Genomic DNA, 17,046 nt, shown 5'->3' with positions numbered 1-17,046 from the left:
CACTGGCCTCCACAGTCCTGAGTTTCGTCATCAGGGACTGCACCGGCCCGTGGATCCAGTGTATCAGCGCGGAATGTTTGCTACCCGTCGAGAACCGTCGGGACCAGCGGAAATCCCGGCAGATTGCGAGCAACGGTCCATACGAGCACCGCTGTGACCATGACCACGTAGGCCGGTGTGGTGAAGGCCGGGCGGCCCTGCCGGCGGCGGAACAACAGCCAGGCCAGCAGCAGTGGCGCACCGATGAGGATGAAGGCGTTGTCCACGAAGGCCGCGGCCACGTCGCCGTGAAGAAGGTCGTGGGTCATCCGCAACCCGCCGCAGGCCGGGCAGTTCCAGCCGGTGAGCGCCTTGAACGGGCACGCGGGGAACATGAAGTCCGCGCTGTGGGGATCGCCGAGGCCGACATAGGCGAGAGCGCCGACGCCTACCGCGCCGGCGCCCAGGCCGGCCAGGACCCGGTTGCGCGTGCCCGTTGCGGAGCTAGGTGCCATCGCGCAGCGGACGCCCCTCCGGATCGCGCACCTTGTCGGTCAGGATGAGGACAGCGTCGACGATGCCCCAGACGATGGCGACGATGCCGCAGGTCAGAAGGCCGACCACCAGTTGGATGATGCCGAGCTTCGTGTAGCCCAGGTAGATGCGTCCGATGCCGAGCAAGCCGACGAGGCCGAGGAGTTGGAGCAGCCCGCCGACCAGCTTGGATTTCTCCGACAGCGGCTCCCCCGTCACCGGGTGGCGGCCCCACGGCGCGGCGGGGTCGACGTATCCGGTCTGGTAGCCGGGCGCGGGCGGCGGATAGGAGCCAGAAGCCGCAGAGTATTGGGGTCCCGGCGCGGTGTAACCCGGTTGGGACGGGGGTGGCGTGTACGGGCTTCCGCTGTCGTTACCGCTGAACGGGGGCTCGGTCATCACACCAGCATGCCAGAGTGCCTACGCGGGCAAACGTGTTCGCCGTCGCGGCGGTTCAGTCGGCGATGCGCACGGGCGGATCGGCGAAGGCGGGGTCTTGGGCAGGCTGGCCGGGACCCATCGGTGCGCAGCGCTTCTCCGGCACCAGGTGCGTGCTGAAACCGCTCGGAATGCCGCGGGCAATCCCAACGCACCGTTGCCAGGTGCCGTCGGGCTGGAAGGGTCCGTCGCACTTGCTGATGAACGCTCCGCCGTAGAGGCAACCCGCGCCCGCCGTCGGCGCCGCCGCCATCAGCACGGTGGACGCCAGCAGCGCGGCCAATACTCCGACGATGCAGCGCCTCACCGTAGCCTCCTTCACACCGCTGGGCGGCCGAGCTTGCACGCTACCGCGTTCGACGCGGCAATTTGCGGCGTTCGGGCGCGGGGACCGAACGTCCCTGACCCGCGGGACGGAACGGTCAGCGGTTCCGGCGCCGGCGGACCCACTGACCAACGCGCTGCGTGACTTCGGACCGCACCTGGTTCACCACCGTTCTGGGAGTGACGGCAGGCTCGGTCGGACGCTCAGCCTCGACGTCCGCCACCAACTTCTCGGCGTCCACCTCACCCTCGACCGCGGTCTCGTGAGCTTCACCTGCATCGGCAACCGCAGCCGCAGCCTCGTCACCTTCCACCGAACCCAGACCACCAGCCTCAGCCTCGACGACCTCCGCCTCACCCGACTCACCAACCGCAATCACCGACTCGGCATCAACCTCAGCGACTTCCGGCTCCGCGTCGACAGCGGCGATCAGATCTTCAGCGTCAGCCTCACCCTCAACCGCGGCCGCGTGAGCTTCACCGGCATCGGCAACCGCAGCAGCAGCCTCGTCACCATCCACCGAACCCAGACCACCAGCCTCGGCCTCGACGACCTCCGCCTCACCAGACTCACCGACCGCGATCACCGACTCGGCATCAACCTCAGCGACTTCCGGCTCCGCGTCGACAGCGGCGATCAGATCTTCAGCGTCAGCCTCACCCTCAACCGCGGCCGCGTGAGCTTCACCGGCATCGGCAACGGCAGCAGCAGCCTCGTCACCATCCACCGCATCCAAGCCACCAGCGTCAGCCTCGACGACCTCCGCCTCACCCGACTCATCAACCGCAATCACCGACTCGGCATCAACCTCAGCGACCTCCGCGGCGAGCTCATCCTCGGAATCCGGCTCGTTAACAGCAGATTCGTCTACCTCAGCGACTTCCGACTCGACATCGACGGCGGCGACGAGCTCTTCGGCGTCAGCCTCACCCTCAACCGCGGCCTCGTGAGCCTCGCCAGCATCGGCAACGGCAGCAGCAGCCTCGTCACCATCCACCGAACCCAAGCCACCAGCCTCAGCCTCGACGACCTCCGCCTCACCCGACTCACCAACCGCAATCACCGACTCGGCATCAACCTCAGCGACCTCCGCGGCGAGCTCATCCTCGGAATCCGGCTCGTTAACAGCAGATTCGTCTACCTCAGCGACTTCCGACTCGACATCGACGGCGGCGACGAGCTCTTCGGCGTCAGCCTCACCCTCAACCGCGGCCTCGTGAGCCTCGCCAGCATCGGCAACGGCAGCAGCAGCCTCGTCACCATCCACCGCACCCAAGCCACCAGCGTCAGCCTCGACGACCTCCGCCTCACCCGACTCATCAACCGCAATCACCGACTCGGCATCAACCTCAGCGACTTCCGGCTCCGCGTCAACGGCGGCGATCAGATCTTCAGCGTCAGCCTCACCTTCGACCGCAACCTCATTAGCCTCGCCAGCATCGGCAACCGCAGCAGCGGCCTCGTCACCTTCCACCGAATCAAGACCACCAGCCTCGGCATCGACGACCTCCGCCTCACCCGATTCATCAACCGCGATCACCGACTCGGCATCGACTGCGGCGACAAGCTCCTCGGCGTCAGCCTCACCCTCGACCGCAACGTCATGAGCCTCGCCGGCATCGGCAACCGCAGCCGCAGCCTCGTCACCTTCCACCGCACCCAAGCCACCAGCCTCGGCCTCAACGACCTCGGTCTCAGCCTCGACCTCGGCGACCAACTCCTCAGCGTCAGCCTCACCCTCGACCGCAACGTCATGAGCCTCGCCGGCATCGGCAACCGCAGCCGCAGCTTCGTCACCATCGACCGAACCCAGACCGGCCTCGGGGGAAGATTCCCCGGATTCCAGTTCGGTGATGAGGGCTTCGACTTCAGCTTTGTCGTCACCCTCGGCCTCCCGGGCGGCGTCTTCTTCGGCGACCTTGGCCGCGGCGACGATCCCCCCGCCGGACGCGACAGCGGCGGCTTTCGCGAAGTCCTCGGCAGGGGCGTCGACGTCGGCTTTGCCGCGCAGCGTCGCAGGATCCTCACGGCCCTTGGGCGCGGCCATGATGTAGACGACGGCGCCGATGAAGACGAACGTGGCCGTGAACGAGTTGATCCGGATTCCGGCGAGCTCCGTCGCCGCGTCACTGCGCAGCAGCTCGATCCAGAACCTGCCGGCGCAGTAGCCCGCGACATAGAGCGCGAACAGTCGACCGTGGCCGATGTTGAATCGGCGATCGACCACGATCAGCACGACGAAAACGAGCAGGTTCCACAGCAGTTCGTAGAGGAACGTCGGGTGCACGACCTGGACCAGTTCGCCGGTGGACACCCCGTTGAGCGCATCCCGCATCCCGGACGCGTTCACCCGCTCATAGATCTCCAGGCCCCACGGCACGGTGGTCTCGCGACCGAACAGCTCCTGGTTGAAGTAGTTCCCGAGCCGTCCGATCGCCTGTGCGAGAACGATTCCGGGTGCGATCGCGTCGCCGAACGCCGGCAGCGGTATGCCATAGTGCCGGCACGCGATCCACGCACCGACACCGCCGAGGGCCACTGCCCCCCAGATGCCCAGGCCACCGTCCCAGATCCGCAGGGCGCCGGCAGCGCCCACACCGCCCGGGCCGAAGTACGTTTGCCAGTCAGTGAGCACGTGATAAAGGCGTCCGCCGATCAAGCCGAACGGCACCGCCCACAACGCGACGTCGTAGATGACGCCGGGCTGACCACCGCGGGCGACCCACCGTCGGTCGCCGATGACCAGTGCGGCGATGATCCCGGCGATGATGAACAGCGCGTAGGCGCGGACCGGGAAAGGCCCTAGATGCCAAACCCCCTGAGACGGACTGGGGATGTATGCCAGGACCGTAGTTGTCACGCAGTGATCCTCTGCCGTACGCCGTCAGCGAGTTCTTCGGTGAGCGTCCGCAATGCCGGGACGCCCTCCTTCAGGGCGGATACCAGTGCCGAGCCGACGATGACGCCGTCGGCGTAGGCGCCGATCTCGGCGGCCTGCTCGCGCGAACGCACGCCCAGGCCCACCCCGACCGGGATGTCGGAAACCGACTTGACGCGTCGCACCAGCTCCGGCGCGGCGTTGGACACCGCGTCGCGGGCACCGGTGACGCCCATCGTCGATGCCGCGTAGACGAATCCGCGCGACGCCTTCACCGTCTCCGCCAACCGTTCCGGCGTCGAGGACGGCGCCACCAGGAAGATCCGGTCGAGGTCGTGAGCGTCTGACGCGGCCAGCCACTCCTCCGCCTCGTCCGGGATCAGGTCCGGCGTGATCATGCCTGCCCCACCCGCCGACGCAAGGTCGCGGGCAAAGGTGTCAACACCCTTGCGCAGCACCGGATTCCAGTAGGTCATCACCACGGCCTGGCCACCGGCGTTGCTGATCGCCTCGACCGCGCGCAGCGCGTCGTACACCCGGACGCCGCCGCGCAGCGCCACCTCGGTGGCGGCCGCGATCGTCGGTCCGTCCATCCCCGGGTCCGAGTACGCCACGCCGACTTCGACGATGTCGCAGCCGGATTCCACCAACGCGACCATCGCCGCGATGGAGCTCTCGACATCCGGGAACCCCGTAGGCAGATAGCCGATCAGCGCCGAGCGTCCCTCCGCCTGGCAGGATTCGAACAGTCCAGCCAGCCGGCTCATCTCGTCCCGTCCTCCAACAGACCGAACCACTTGGCTGCGGTCTCGACGTCCTTGTCGCCCCGGCCCGAGACGTTCACCAAGATGATCGATCCGGCGCCCAGCTCGGAACCCAGTTTGAGAGCACCCGCCACCGCGTGCGCCGACTCGATCGCCGGGATGATGCCTTCGGTGCGGCTCAGCAACGACAGCGCGTCCATCGCCTCGGAGTCGGTGATCGGCCGGTACTGGGCACGACCCACGTCCTTGAGCAACGCGTGCTCAGGGCCGACTCCCGGATAATCCAGACCCGCTGAGATGGAATGAGATTCGATCGTCTGACCGTCGTCGTCCTGCAACAGGTACGAGTACGAGCCTTGGAAGGCACCCGGCGATCCACCGGTGAAAGTGGCGGCGTGCCTGCCGGTCTCCACTCCGTCACCGGCGGCCTCGAAACCGAACAGCTGCACACCGGGATCGTCGATGAACGCGTGGAAGATGCCGATCGCGTTGGACCCGCCGCCTACACACGCGACGACCGCGTCGGGCAACCGGCCAGCCTGGTCCAGCATCTGGGCTCGGGCCTCCATGCCGATGACGCGCTGGAAGTCACGCACCATCATCGGGAACGGGTGCGGTCCCGCGGCCGTGCCGAAGCAGTAGTAGGTGTTGTCGGCGTTGGTGACCCAGTCCCGGAACGTCTCGTTGATCGCGTCCTTCAACGTCTTCGACCCGGACTCGACTGCGACCACCGACGCGCCCAGCAGACGCATGCGGGCCACGTTGAGCGCCTGGCGCGCGGTGTCGACCGCACCCATGTAGATGACGCATTCCAGCCCGAGCAACGCGCATGCGGTCGCGGTCGCGACACCGTGCTGCCCGGCGCCGGTCTCGGCGATGACCCGGGTCTTGCCCATCTTCTTGGCCAGCAGAGCCTGGCCCAGAACGTTGTTGATCTTGTGGGATCCGGTGTGGTTGAGGTCTTCCCGCTTCAGGAAGATCCGCGCATTACCGGCATGCTCGCTGAGCCGCTCGGCCTCGTACACCGGTGACGGACGACCGGTGTAGTGGCGCTGAAGCCTGTCGAGTTCGTCGAGGAACGCCTGGTCACCGCGGGCCTTCTCGTAGGCTGCGGTCACCTCCTCGATGACGGCCATCAGCGCCTCGGGGACATACCTGCCGCCGTAGACACCGAAGTGGCCCCGGTCATCGGGATCGTGAGAGGTGGGTTCGGCGACTGCGGCGCTGGCGCGCGGCAGGTCCGGACCGGCGAAATCGACCACTTAACGCGCAGGTTTCGGGCAGGACGGATGGGTACCGGCGGTGACCAGGTCAGCCACGGCGCTACGGGGGTCGCCACTGGTGACCAGCCCCTCGCCGACCAACACCGCGTCGGCGCCTGCGCCGGCGTAGGCGAGCAGGTCGGCGGTGCCGCGCACTCCCGACTCGGCGACGCGGATCACGTTACTGGGCAATCCGGGAGCGATCCGGGCAAAGCAGTCCCGGTCGACCTCGAGGGTCTTGAGGTCACGGGCATTGACGCCGATCACCGACGCCCCGGCCTGCAGGGCCCGGTCGGCCTCCTCCTCGGTGTGCACCTCGACGAGCGCGGTCATGCCCAGCGACTCGGTGCGTTCGAGAAGCGATTCCAGCGCGGGCTGTTCCAACGCCGCGACGATCAGCAGCAACATGTCCGCACCGTGGGCCCGGGCCTCGTGAATCTGGTACGGCTTGACGATGAAGTCCTTACGCAGGACCGGGATGGACACGGCCGCACGCACGGCGTCGAGGTCGTCGAGCGAGCCGTTGAAGCGTCGCTGCTCGGTCAGCACGCTGATCACCCGCGCACCGCCGTCCTCATACGCACCGGCCAGCGCTGCCGGATCACCGATCTGAGCCAGCTCTCCCCGCGACGGGCTCGCACGCTTGACCTCGGCGATCACCGCGATACCGGGGGCACGCAACGCTGCCATCACGTCAAGCGGGGCCGGAGCGCGCTTGGCCTGCTCTTTCACCTCGTCAAAGCTGACGACGGCTTCGCGAGCGGCAACGTCGACGCGGACCCCGTCGATGATGGAGTCGAGCACGGTCGCCGAACCCATAGGCGTCGTATCCCTTCCCCTGACGGCCGTTCGATCAATACCGAAGGGTAGTCGCAACCGAGCCATGCTTCGTCACCGCCCCTGATTGTCCGGGTTGGTGGGGTCCCGCCCCTCGTCGAGTGCGTCCCAGATCATCCGCTCCGACATCGTCCCGTCCCCCACTTCGTCTTCCGTGACAGCGCGCCGCGCGTAGCGCTGCGCCTCCCCGCGCCGCTGTGTCGCCGATCTCATCAACAGTACGGCCCCCAGCAGTGACAGCAACGCGGCGACCAACGTGATCACCGCGCCGGTGTAGTGCCGCTGCGTGTCCAGCAGGTCCGCGACCGGCACATCGGCCAGCCGGGCCGCCCGGACCGCGTCGTCGGTGATCACCCACAGGCTGATCGCCAGGTACCCCATCCCGGCGCTCGCAGCTGCCACCAGCACGGCCAGGATCCGTAGCGGCCAACCGCGCACCGCCAGCGCCGCGACAGCGGCGGCAAGCACCAGCAGGGCCAGTGGGATCAGCGCCGTCGACCAGGTGGACCCGGTCAGGTCGGTGGTCTTCGGCTGGCCGAGCCCGTCGAACGACGTGATCTGCACCCACGTCAGCCGCGACGCCCCCCACAGGCCCGCCGCGGCGAGCACCAACAGCAGTTGCCCGACGCGGGTCACGGCTCGCTCAGCGTCTCGGCGGCCGCGATCGCCGCCAGTACCGCGCGGGCCTTGTTGGACGCCTCGTTGTACTCGTAGGGCCCGTTGGAGTCGGCAACGACGCCACCGCCGGCCTGCACGTAGGCGGTGCCGCCGCGCATCAGCGCGGTGCGGATCGCGATCGCGAAGTCGGCGTTGCCCGCGAAGTCCAGATAGCCCAGGACACCGCCGTAGAGGCCGCGGCGGGTCTTCTCGACCTCTTCGATCAGCTCCATCGCCCGCACCTTGGGCGCCCCCGACAGCGTGCCCGCCGGGAAGCACGCCGTCACGGCGTCCAGTGCGGTCTTGTCGTCGGCGAGCAGGCCCGTCACCGTCGACACCAGGTGCATCACGTGGCTGTAGCGCTCGATGTGGCTGTAGTCCTCGACCTTGACGGTGCCCGGCCGGCACACCCGCCCCAGGTCGTTTCGGCCCAGGTCGACGAGCATCAGGTGCTCGGAGCGTTCCTTCTCGTCGGAGAGCAACTCCTTCTCCAAAAGGACGTCCTCCTCCTCGGTGTCGCCGCGCCACCGGGTACCGGCGATCGGGTGCGTGGTGGCCCGCCCGTCCTTGACGGTGACCAGCGCTTCAGGGCTGGAGCCGACGATCGAGAAGTCAAGTCCCCCAGCCTGGTCGGGAACGTTGAGCAGATACATGTAGGGGCTCGGGTTGGTCACCCGCAGCATCCGGTACACGTCGAGGGGGTCTGCGCTGGTGTCCATCTCGAACCGTTGCGACGGCACCACCTGGAACGCCTCGCCGGCCTCGATGTCGCCGACGAGCTTGTCGACGATCGCGGTGTACTCCTCGACGGTGCGCTGCGACCGGTGCTGCGGCGCAGGCCGAACGTGGCCACCGTGGAGGACAGCGGTTCGGCCAGCGCGGCGGTCATCACGTCGAGCCGGGCCACCGCGTCGTCGTAGGCCCAGTCGACGCGCTCGTCGGTGCCGTTCCAGTTCACCGCGTTGGCGACCAGCGTGATCGTGCCCTCGTGGTGGTCGACGGCGGCGATGTCGGTGGCCAGCAGCAGCATCATGTCGGGCAGGCCGAGATCGTCGACCGTCCGTTCGGGCAGCCGCTCCAGGCGGCGCACCATGTCGTAGGCGAAGAAGCCGACCAGCCCCGAGCTCAGCGGCGGCAGGCCGGGCAGCGGGGCGGTCTCCAGCAACGTCAGCGTCGTGCGCAGCGCCTGCAGCGGGTCGCCGCCCGACGGTGCGTCCTGCGGGATGACGCCCAGCCAGACGGCCTCGCCGTCGCGGACGGTCAGCGCCGACGGCGCGCCCGCGCCGATGAACGACCAGCGTGACCACGACCGCCCGTTCTCGGCCGACTCGAGGAGGAAGGTGCCGGGCCGATTCGCGGCGAGCTTGCGATAGGCCGACAGCGGCGTCTCGCTGTCGGCGAGCACTTTGCGGGTCACCGGGACCACGCGATGCTCGGCGGCCAGCGCCCGGAAGTCCTCGCGCGTCGTGGTCGCGCTGAGGGTGGCGGTCGTCTGCACGGGGTGATTGTCCCAGAAGTACGGTTGAGAACATGAATCCCCTCAAACCGGGTGATCGGGTAGCCGACTTCGAGCTGAAGGACCAGACCGGCGCCGCCAGGACGCTGACCGGGCTGCTCGCCGACGGTCCGGTGGTGCTGTTCTTCTACCCGGCCGCGATGACCCCGGGCTGCACCAAGGAGGCCTGCCATTTCCGGGATCTGGCAGCCGAGTTCGCCGCGGTCGGCGCCAACCGGGTGGGCATCAGCGCCGACCCGGTCGACAAGCAGGCCGCGTTCGCCGAGCAGCAGAAGTTCGACTACCCGCTGCTGTCGGACACCGAGGGCGTGGTCGCGACCCAGTTCGGCGTCAAACGCGGACTGCTCGGCAAGCTCATGCCGGTCAAACGCACCACGTTCGTCATCGACACCGATCACACCGTGCTCGACGTGATCGCCAGCGAGTTCAGCATGGACACCCATGCCGACAAAGCGCTGGAGACCCTGCGCCGGCGCGCATGACACCGGTGCTCGAACTGGCCGATGTGACGTTCCGTCGCAACGGCAAACAGATCATCGACGGAATCTCGCTGACGGTCGAGGAGGGCGAGCACTGGGCGCTGCTGGGCCCCAACGGCGCAGGCAAGAGCACCCTGCTGGGCTTCTGCGCGGCGACGCTGTTCCCGACCTCGGGCACCGTGCGGATCCTCGGCGACCAGATGGGCCGGGTGGACCTGGCCCGGCTGCGGCACCACATCGGACACGTCAATCCGCGCCATCAGCTGCAGTATTCGCTGACCGTCCGCGAGGTGGTGCTGACCGGCATCACCGCGACCATCGACACACCGATGCGGTGGGCGCCGTCCGCTCAGGAGAGCGCCCGTGCCGACGAGATGATCTCGGCGGTCGGGTTGTCCCACAAGGCCGACGACGTGTGGCCGACGCTGTCGCAGGGTGAGCGCGGGCGCACGCTGATCGCCCGCGCGCTGATCGCCGAACCGCGGTTGCTGCTGCTCGACGAACCGTCCACCGGGCTGGATGTGGCGGCGCGCGAACAGCTTCTGGAGACCGTCGACGCGCTGGACCAGACTCACCCGCAGGTGGCGTCGATCCTGGTCACCCACCACCTCGAGGAACTCCCGACCACGACCACGCATGCGCTGCTGATCTCGGAGGGCCGCACGGTCGCCTGCGGGCCCGCCCGCGAGACCATCACCACCGACACCGTGTCGGCGGCGTTCGCCCATCCGGTGGTCGTCGGCTACGACGCCGGACGCTGGACGGCGCGGGCCAAAGCCAACCGCATCGTCTAGTTGCCGACTCTGAGCTTGTGTCCGGTTTCCGGGTCGATCCTCGGCAACAAGTTCCGACTCGACGGCGCCGGGCGGCTAGGAATCGGGTGCGAGCAGCAGGTCCGCGTCGAAGCAGGTGTGGTCACCGGTGTGGCACGCACCGCCGACCTGATCGACCTCCAGCAGCACGGTGTCGCCGTCGCAGTCCAGCCGCACCGAGTGCACATGCTGGGTGTGTCCTGACGTCAGGCCCTTGACCCACTGCTGGCCGCGCGAGCGTGAGAAATAGGTCGCTTCACGGGTTTCCAGCGTGCGGGCCAGCGCGTCGTCGTCCATCCAGGCCACCATCAGCACCTGACCGGTGCCGCGCTCCTGCACCACCGCGGTGAACAGCCCGTCGGCGTTGCGCTTGAGCCGTGCCGCGATCGCCGGGTCGAGAGCGCTCATCGCACGATGATCCCTTCGGCGGCCATCGCCGCCTTCACCTGACCGATGGTGAGGTCCCGGAAATGGAACACGCTGGCGGCCAGCACCGCGTCGGCGCCGGCGAGGACGGCAGGCGCGAAGTGCTCGGCCGCACCTGCACCGCCGCTGGCGATCACCGGCACCGTCACCGCGCCGCGCACCGCCCGCAGCATCGCCAGGTCGAAGCCGGCCTTGGTGCCGTCGGCGTCCATCGAATTGAGCAGGATCTCCCCCACCCCGAGTTCCGCACCGCGGGCGGCCCACTCGACCGCGTCGATCCCGGTGCCGCGCCGGCCACCGTGCGTGGTGACCTCCCAGCCCGAAGGAGTCGGCTGCGCTCCCTCCGGCACCGTGCGGGCATCGACCGACAGCACGATGCACTGGGAGCCGAACTGGCGCGACAGCTCGGAGAGCAGTTCCGGACGCGCGATCGCGGCCGTGTTCACCGACACCTTGTCCGCACCGGCGCGCAGCAGCACGTCGACGTCGGCGACCGAGCGCACTCCGCCGCCGACGGTCAGCGGGATGAACACCTGTTCGGCGGTGCGGCGCACCACATCCAGCATGGTCGAGCGCCCCGAGGACGACGCGGTGACGTCGAGGAACGTCAGTTCGTCGGCGCCTTCGGCGTCGTAGGCCGCGGCGAGTTCGACCGGGTCGCCGGCGTCGCGCAGGTTCGCGAAGTTGACACCCTTGACCACCCGGCCGTCGTCGACGTCCAGGCACGGGATCACCCGGGTGGCGACGTCGCCGGCCGCCTTCACAGGTAGTCCTGCGGGTCGCCGGCGGCCCGGATGAGCTCCAGGATCTCCTCGTGCACACCCGGCGCGGCGGCCAGCGCCGACGGCGAGGACGGCGTCCAGTCCTGCCCGGTCAGATCGGTCACGACGCCGCCCGCGGCGCGGACCAGCGCCACACCGGCGGCATGGTCCCACACATGGTGACCGAAACTGATTGCCCCGCCGAGGATTCCGGCGGCGACATAGGCGAAGTCGACGCCGGTGGCGCCGTGCATCCGCATCCGCGAGCAGTCCCGGCTCAGATTCTCCAGCACCTTGATCCGGTACCGGCCGGGGTAGCGTCCCCGGGAGTCGATGTTGAACGTGCCTGTCCCGACCATCGATTCGGCCAGCGTGACCCGTTCCAGCGGGTCGAGTCGCGCACCGTTGCACAGCACGGGCGCGCCGACCATCGAGGTGTAGCGCTGATCCATGAACGGCAGCCACGTCAGACCGAGCACCGGCTCGCCGTCCCACAGCAGGCCCAGCAGGATCGCCGCCATCGGCGAACCGGCCGCGTAGTTGAAGGTGCCGTCGATCGGGTCGAGCACCCAGACCGACTCGGCGTCCAGGGGTTCACCGCCGAACTCCTCGCCGTGCACACCGATGCCGGTGAGACGGGTCAGCTCGGCGACCACCCTCCGCTCGATGGCCAGGTCGACCTCGGTGGCGAAGTCGTTGCCCTTCTTGGCCACCGCCGAGTCGGCCCGGTGGCCGGCCACGAACTGGGCCGAGGCGGCGTCCAGCACACCCGCCGCGGTCTCCAGCAGTTCGGCGAGCTGCTTCGGCTCCGGCCTCACGTGCGGACCGCGTCGAGAGCTTGCGGCAACGTGAAACGGCCCGCGTAGAGCGCCTTTCCGACGATGGCGCCCTCGACGCCACGGTCGGTCAGCGTCGCGATCGCCCGCAGGTCGTCGAGGCTGGACACGCCACCGGACGCGATCACCGGCGCGTCGGTGCGTTCGCAGACCTGGGCCAGCAGGTCCAGGTTCGGCCCGTTGAGCGTGCCGTCCTTGGTCACGTCGGTGACGACGAAGCGTGAACAGCCCTCGCCGTCAAGGCGTTCCAGCACGGTCCACAGATCGCCGCCGTCGGTTTCCCAGCCGCGGCCGCGCAACCGGTGCCGGCCGTCCTCGATCTTGACGTCCAGTCCGACCGCGACCTTCTCGCCGTGCTCGGCCACGACCTTGGCGCACCATTGCGGGTTCTCCAGTGCCGCGGTGCCCAGGTTCACCCGCGCGCAGCCGGTGGCCAGCGCGGCGGCCAGCGAGTCGTCGTCGCGGATCCCGCCGGACAGTTCGACGGCGACGTCGAGTTGGCCGACGACGTCGGCGAGCAGTTCGCGGTTCGAGCCGCGGCCGAACGCCGCGTCGAGGTCGACCAGGTGGATCCACTCCGCGCCGTCGCGCTGCCACGTCAGTGCCGCGTCGAGCGCCGAACCGTACTCGGTCTCACTGCCGGCCTGCCCCTGCACCAAGCGGACGGCGCGGCCCTCGACCACGTCGACGGCGGGCAACAGGACCAGTTGGGAGGCGGCGTTCGCGGAATTCACGCTGGTCAACTTAGCGCCCCGACCCAGTTGGACAGTAATTCGGCGCCCGCGTCACCGCTCTTCTCCGGGTGGAACTGGGTGGCCGAGAGCGGGCCGTCCTCGACCGCGGCCAGAAACGGCACGTGGTGGGTGGCCCAGGTGAGGCGCGCGGTGTCGGCGCCCTCCCACTGCTGGGCGGCGTAGGAGTGCACGAAGTAGAACCGGGTGTCGGCGTCCATGCCCTTGAACAGCACGCTGTCAGCGGGGGCGTCGACGACGTTCCAGCCCATGTGCGGGATCACCGGCGCGTCCAGCCGGATCACCGAGCCGGGCCACTGCCCGCACCCCGCGGACTCCACACCGAACTCCACCCCGCGGGTGAACAGGATCTGCATGCCCACGCACACACCGAGTACCGGCCGGCCGGCTGCCACGCGGTCGGCGATGATCTTCTCTCCCCCGATGCCGGTCAGCCCCTCCATGCACGCTTGGAAGGCGCCGACACCGGGCACCACGAGGCCGTCGGCGTTGACCGCCGCGTCCGGGTCGGCGGTGACCTCGACTTGGGCCCCCACCCGTTCCAGGGCCCGCTGCGCAGACCGCAGGTTGCCCGATCCGTAGTCCAGGACGACGAGTTTCGCTGTCACAGGCTGCCTTTGGTGGACGGGACGCCGCTGACGCGAGGGTCGTACTCGACGGCCTGACGCAGCGCGCGGGCCACCGCCTTGTACTCGGCCTCGGTGATGTGGTGCGGGTCGCGTCCGTAGAGGGTGCGGACGTGCAGCGCGATCCGGGCGTTGTAGGCCAGGGATTCGAAGACGTGCCGGTTGACCACCGTGTGATAAGGCGCGGCCGACCCGGCGATGGTGAACTGCACCATGTAGTCCGGCTCGCCGGTGTGCACGAAATAGGGGCGCCCCGACACATCGACGGCGGCGTGGGCCAGACATTCGTCCATCGGGATGAACGCGTCGCCGAAGCGGCGGATGCCCCGCTTGTCGCCGAGTGCCTGCGCGAGCGCCTGACCGAGCACGATCGAGGTGTCCTCGATCGTGTGGTGGCCCTCGATCTCGATGTCGCCGACGGCCTTGATGGTCAGGTCGAAGCTGGCGTGGGTGCCCAGCGAGGTCAGCATGTGGTCGAAGAACGGGACCCCGGTGTCGACGCTGACCTGTCCGGTGCCGTCGAGGTCGAGGTCGACGACGATGTCGGACTCTTTGGTCTTGCGCTCGACTGTGGCGCGTCGGGCGGGGCGGATCGGTTCGCTCACGGTGCTCCTATTCGGGCGCTGGCTGTCAGCAGCGCGTCGTTCTCTTCGGCCAGGCCGATGGTGGTGCGCAGGTATCCGGGGATGCCGACGTCGCGGATCAGCACCCCGTGGTCGAGGTAGCGCTGCCACGTGGCGGGAGCGTCTGCGAACTCGCCGAACAGCACGAAGTTCGCGTCGCTGGGGATCACCCGGAAGCCCATGTCCGTCAACGCCTGGGACACCCGTTCGCGTTCCGCGGCCAGGGTCGCGACGCTACTCAGCGTGTCGTCGGCGTGGCGCAGAGCCGCGCGCGCGGCGGCCTGGGTCAGCGACGACAGGTGGTAGGGCAGGCGCACCAGCAGCATCGCGTCGATGATCGCGGGGGCGGCGGCCAGGTAGCCGAGCCGCCCGCCGGCGAACGCGAACGCCTTGCTCATGGTGCGGCTGACGACCAGCCGGGTGGGATAGGTGTCGATCAGCTCGACCGCGCTGGGCTGCGAGGAGAACTCGCCGTAGGCCTCGTCGACGATCATGATGCCGCCGGGCTGCGATGCCAGCACGTCCAGCATGGTCCGCAGGTCGTCGAGCGAAACGCTCTGTCCTGTCGGATTGTTGGGACTGGTGACGAAGACGACGTCCGGGTTGTGCTCCTTGATCGCGGCCGCAGCGACGTCCGCGTCGAGGCGGAAGTCGTCGTCGCGGTCGGCCACCAGCCACCGGGTCTGGGTCCCGTCGGAGATGATGGGGTGCATCGAGTAGGACGGCACGAAGCCCAGCGCGCTGCGTCCCGGACCGCCGAACGCCTGCAGCAACTGCTGCAGGATCTCGTTGGAACCGTTGGCCGCCCACACGTTCTCGACACCGAGGGCGACCCCGGTCTGGGCCCGCAGGTAGGCGGCCAGGTCCGTGCGCAACGCGACCGCGTCGCGGTCGGGGTACCGGTGCAACTCCGCGGCCGCCGCCCGCACCGATTCGGTCACGTCGTCGATCAGCGCCTGGGTCGGCGGGTGCGGGTTCTCGTTGGTGTTCAGCCGCACCGGAACACTCAGCTGCGGAGCGCCGTACGGGGACTTCCCGCGCAGGTCCTCACGCAGCGGCAGATCGTCGAGTGTGACCGATGCGCCGGGTACCGGAGCCGTCACGATCGTCTGTTCTTCGCGCAAGCGCTCATCACCTTTCAAACCTCCGTCGGACGGCTTCGCCGTGGCTGGGCAGGTTCTCGGCCTGCGCGAGCGTGATCACGTGACCGGACACGCCTTTGAGCGCCGACTCGGTGTAGTCCACGACGTGGATGCCCCGCAGGAACGTCTGCACCGACAGCCCGCTGGAGTGCCGCGCGCAGCCCGCGGTGGGTAGCACGTGATTGGACCCGGCGCAGTAGTCGCCCAAGCTCACCGGCGAGTAGGGACCGACGAAGATCGCACCTGCAGAACGGATCCGGCCCGCCACCCGGGTGGCATCGGCGGTCTGGATCTCCAGGTGCTCGGCGGCGTAGGCGTTGACGGCGCGCACCCCGGCGTCGACGTCGTCGACGAGCACGATCGCCGACTGCTGTCCGCTCAGCGCGGCGGTCACCCGTTCGCGGTGCACGGTCGTCTCCAACTGCACGGCCAGCTCGCGGTCGGTGGCGTCGGCCAGTTCGGGACTGTCGGTGACCAGCACCCCGGCCGCCATCTCGTCGTGCTCGGCCTGGCTGATCAGGTCGGCGGCCACGTGCACCGGGTCGGCGGTGTGGTCGGCCAGGATCGCGATCTCGGTCGGTCCGGCCTCGGCGTCGATGCCGACCTGGGAGCGGCAGATGCGCTTGGCCGCGGTGACGTAGATGTTGCCGGGTCCGGTGATCATGTCGACCGGGGCCAGCTCGGTGCCATCTCCCGGCGCTCCGCTTGCCCCAGCCCCGTCGGTGTCCGTGCCGCCGTAGGCCAGCAGCGCGACGGCCTGTGCACCGCCGACCGCCCATACCTCGTCGACGCCGAGCAGCGCGGCCGCGGCCAGGATCGTCGGGTGCGGCAGGCCTTCAAACGGGGCAGGGTTCGACGCTTGCGGCGGGCTGGCGATCACCAGGGATTCCACGCCGGCGGTCTGGGCGGGGACGACGTTCATCACGACGCTCGACGGGTAGACGGCGTTGCCGCCGGGCACGTAGAGCCCGACCCGCTCGACCGGCACCCACCGCTCGGTCACGGTCGCCCCGGGCGCGAGCGTGGTGGTGGTGTCGGTGCGGCGCTGGTCGGCGTGCACGGTGCGGGCCCGCTCGATCGCGACCTCCAGCGCGGCCCGGACGTCGGGATCGAGCGCGTCGAGCGCCGCTGTCAGCGTGTCCGAGGGCACCCGCACCCGGTCGGGCCGCACCCCGTCGAAGGACGCGCCATACTCGAGTGCGGCCTCGGCCCCGCGCGCGGCGACCGCGTCGACGATGGGTCTGACCTTGGGGACGACCGCGTCGACGTCGACACCGCCGCGCGGCAGCACACCCCGCAGCCGCGCCGCCGACAACGTCGCGCCGCGCAGATCGATGCGCCGCAGAAGCCCTGGCGATACATTCACGCTGACCATTGTCCCAGAGCAGGCCAAATCCAT

At 69.0% G+C, this 17,046-nt stretch carries 18 protein-coding genes and 1 pseudogene; 2 read left to right on the top strand and 17 right to left on the bottom strand.

Annotation, left to right across the window (positions count from 1 at the left end):
- Window positions 1-80 precede the first annotated feature (80 nt).
- The 9 genes and pseudogenes from C6A87_RS13140 to C6A87_RS13100 all read right to left on the bottom strand — a co-directional run bounded on the left by C6A87_RS13140 (window position 81) and on the right by C6A87_RS13100 (window position 9,172).
- Window positions 81-494 carry a DUF2752 domain-containing protein gene (locus C6A87_RS13140; protein ID WP_311117610.1) on the bottom strand — a complete coding sequence of 138 codons (414 nt, stop codon included), beginning with the start codon at window positions 492-494 and terminating at the stop codon, window positions 81-83.
- A complete protein-coding gene (locus C6A87_RS13135; protein ID WP_311117609.1) occupies window positions 484-912 on the bottom strand; it encodes a TM2 domain-containing protein in 429 nt (142 codons plus the stop codon). The genes C6A87_RS13140 and C6A87_RS13135 overlap by 11 nt, the downstream gene beginning before the upstream one ends.
- A gap of 55 nt (window positions 913-967) precedes the next feature.
- Window positions 968-1,258 (bottom strand): hypothetical protein, encoded by a 291-nt coding sequence (locus C6A87_RS13130; RefSeq protein ID WP_311117608.1) that lies wholly within the window; start codon window positions 1,256-1,258, stop codon window positions 968-970.
- 115 nt (window positions 1,259-1,373) lie between these two features.
- On the bottom strand, window positions 1,374-4,136 hold the full coding sequence (lgt, locus tag C6A87_RS13125; protein WP_311117607.1) for a prolipoprotein diacylglyceryl transferase: 2,763 nt from the start codon (window positions 4,134-4,136) through the stop codon (window positions 1,374-1,376).
- A complete protein-coding gene (gene trpA / locus C6A87_RS13120) occupies window positions 4,133-4,921 on the bottom strand; it encodes a tryptophan synthase subunit alpha (protein WP_311117606.1) in 789 nt (262 codons plus the stop codon). The genes lgt and trpA overlap by 4 nt, the downstream gene beginning before the upstream one ends.
- The gene (trpB, locus tag C6A87_RS13115; protein ID WP_311117605.1) at window positions 4,918-6,180 is read right to left on the bottom strand and encodes a tryptophan synthase subunit beta; all 1,263 of its coding nucleotides are present in this window, start codon (window positions 6,178-6,180) and stop codon (window positions 4,918-4,920) included. Before trpB ends, trpA begins: the two co-directional genes overlap by 4 nt.
- A complete protein-coding gene (gene trpC, locus C6A87_RS13110; RefSeq protein ID WP_003932099.1) occupies window positions 6,181-6,999 on the bottom strand; it encodes an indole-3-glycerol phosphate synthase TrpC in 819 nt (272 codons plus the stop codon). It abuts the gene before it with no gap.
- Between the two features lie 72 nt (window positions 7,000-7,071).
- The gene (locus tag C6A87_RS13105; protein WP_311117604.1) at window positions 7,072-7,653 is read right to left on the bottom strand and encodes a TIGR02234 family membrane protein; all 582 of its coding nucleotides are present in this window, start codon (window positions 7,651-7,653) and stop codon (window positions 7,072-7,074) included.
- Window positions 7,650-9,172, bottom strand: a pseudogene (locus tag C6A87_RS13100) (anthranilate synthase component I). The gene C6A87_RS13105 and the pseudogene C6A87_RS13100 overlap by 4 nt, the downstream one beginning before the upstream one ends.
- 32 nt (window positions 9,173-9,204) lie before the next feature.
- Here C6A87_RS13100 and C6A87_RS13095 point away from each other — a divergent pair.
- Together C6A87_RS13095 and C6A87_RS13090 are read left to right on the top strand one after the other, a co-directional pair.
- Entirely contained in the window at window positions 9,205-9,672 is a 468-nt protein-coding gene (locus C6A87_RS13095) for a peroxiredoxin (protein ID WP_311117603.1), read from the top strand.
- The gene (locus C6A87_RS13090; protein WP_311117602.1) at window positions 9,669-10,463 is read left to right on the top strand and encodes an ATP-binding cassette domain-containing protein; all 795 of its coding nucleotides are present in this window, start codon (window positions 9,669-9,671) and stop codon (window positions 10,461-10,463) included. Before C6A87_RS13095 ends, C6A87_RS13090 begins: the two co-directional genes overlap by 4 nt.
- Window positions 10,464-10,538: 75 nt before the next feature.
- On the opposite strand, the gene hisI is transcribed toward C6A87_RS13090, so the two are convergent.
- Genes hisI through hisD form a run of 8 tightly spaced genes read right to left on the bottom strand, consistent with a single transcriptional unit; the run spans window position 10,539 to window position 17,022 of the window.
- A complete protein-coding gene (gene hisI, locus C6A87_RS13085; protein WP_311117601.1) occupies window positions 10,539-10,889 on the bottom strand; it encodes a phosphoribosyl-AMP cyclohydrolase in 351 nt (116 codons plus the stop codon).
- On the bottom strand, window positions 10,886-11,671 hold the full coding sequence (hisF, locus tag C6A87_RS13080; protein WP_311117600.1) for an imidazole glycerol phosphate synthase subunit HisF: 786 nt from the start codon (window positions 11,669-11,671) through the stop codon (window positions 10,886-10,888). Before hisF ends, hisI begins: the two co-directional genes overlap by 4 nt.
- Window positions 11,668-12,486, bottom strand: a complete 819-nt coding sequence (locus C6A87_RS13075) for an inositol monophosphatase (RefSeq protein WP_311117599.1) — start codon at window positions 12,484-12,486, stop codon at window positions 11,668-11,670. Before C6A87_RS13075 ends, hisF begins: the two co-directional genes overlap by 4 nt.
- Window positions 12,483-13,211, bottom strand: a complete 729-nt coding sequence (gene priA, locus C6A87_RS13070; RefSeq protein ID WP_311117919.1) for a bifunctional 1-(5-phosphoribosyl)-5-((5-phosphoribosylamino)methylideneamino)imidazole-4-carboxamide isomerase/phosphoribosylanthranilate isomerase PriA — start codon at window positions 13,209-13,211, stop codon at window positions 12,483-12,485. Before priA ends, C6A87_RS13075 begins: the two co-directional genes overlap by 4 nt.
- A 32-nt stretch (window positions 13,212-13,243) precedes the next feature.
- A complete protein-coding gene (hisH, locus tag C6A87_RS13065; RefSeq protein ID WP_311117598.1) occupies window positions 13,244-13,864 on the bottom strand; it encodes an imidazole glycerol phosphate synthase subunit HisH in 621 nt (206 codons plus the stop codon).
- Window positions 13,861-14,487 (bottom strand): imidazoleglycerol-phosphate dehydratase HisB, encoded by a 627-nt coding sequence (gene hisB, locus C6A87_RS13060; RefSeq protein WP_311117597.1) that lies wholly within the window; start codon window positions 14,485-14,487, stop codon window positions 13,861-13,863. Before hisB ends, hisH begins: the two co-directional genes overlap by 4 nt.
- Complete coding sequence (locus C6A87_RS13055) at window positions 14,484-15,608, bottom strand: histidinol-phosphate transaminase (protein ID WP_311117918.1); 1,125 nt, start codon at window positions 15,606-15,608, stop codon at window positions 14,484-14,486. Before C6A87_RS13055 ends, hisB begins: the two co-directional genes overlap by 4 nt.
- A 28-nt stretch (window positions 15,609-15,636) precedes the next feature.
- Window positions 15,637-17,022, bottom strand: coding sequence for a histidinol dehydrogenase (gene hisD / locus C6A87_RS13050; RefSeq protein ID WP_311117596.1), 1,386 nt, complete (start codon window positions 17,020-17,022; stop codon window positions 15,637-15,639).
- Window positions 17,023-17,046: the final 24 nt, after the last annotated feature.

This window comes from Mycobacterium sp. ITM-2016-00317 (assembly GCF_002968295.1).
Lineage (GTDB): Bacteria > Actinomycetota > Actinomycetes > Mycobacteriales > Mycobacteriaceae > Mycobacterium.
The sequence above is the reverse complement of the archived record's forward strand: the minus strand, read 5'-3'. Positions and strand labels throughout refer to the sequence as shown.

Excerpts from the sequence above, each read along its gene's own strand:
- hisI (WP_311117601.1), bottom strand. The coding sequence starts at position 10,889 with ATGAGCGCTCTCGACCCGGCGATCGCGGCACGGCTCAAGCGCAACGCC.
- trpC (WP_003932099.1), bottom strand. The coding sequence starts at position 6,999 with ATGGGTTCGGCGACCGTGCTCGACTCCATCATCGACGGGGTCCGCGTC.
- C6A87_RS13140 (WP_311117610.1), bottom strand. The coding sequence starts at position 494 with ATGGCACCTAGCTCCGCAACGGGCACGCGCAACCGGGTCCTGGCCGGC.
- C6A87_RS13095 (WP_311117603.1), top strand. The coding sequence starts at position 9,205 with ATGAATCCCCTCAAACCGGGTGATCGGGTAGCCGACTTCGAGCTGAAG.
- C6A87_RS13090 (WP_311117602.1), top strand. The coding sequence starts at position 9,669 with ATGACACCGGTGCTCGAACTGGCCGATGTGACGTTCCGTCGCAACGGC.
- hisD (WP_311117596.1), bottom strand. The coding sequence starts at position 17,022 with ATGGTCAGCGTGAATGTATCGCCAGGGCTTCTGCGGCGCATCGATCTG.
- trpA (WP_311117606.1), bottom strand. The coding sequence starts at position 4,921 with ATGAGCCGGCTGGCTGGACTGTTCGAATCCTGCCAGGCGGAGGGACGC.
- C6A87_RS13135 (WP_311117609.1), bottom strand. The coding sequence starts at position 912 with ATGACCGAGCCCCCGTTCAGCGGTAACGACAGCGGAAGCCCGTACACG.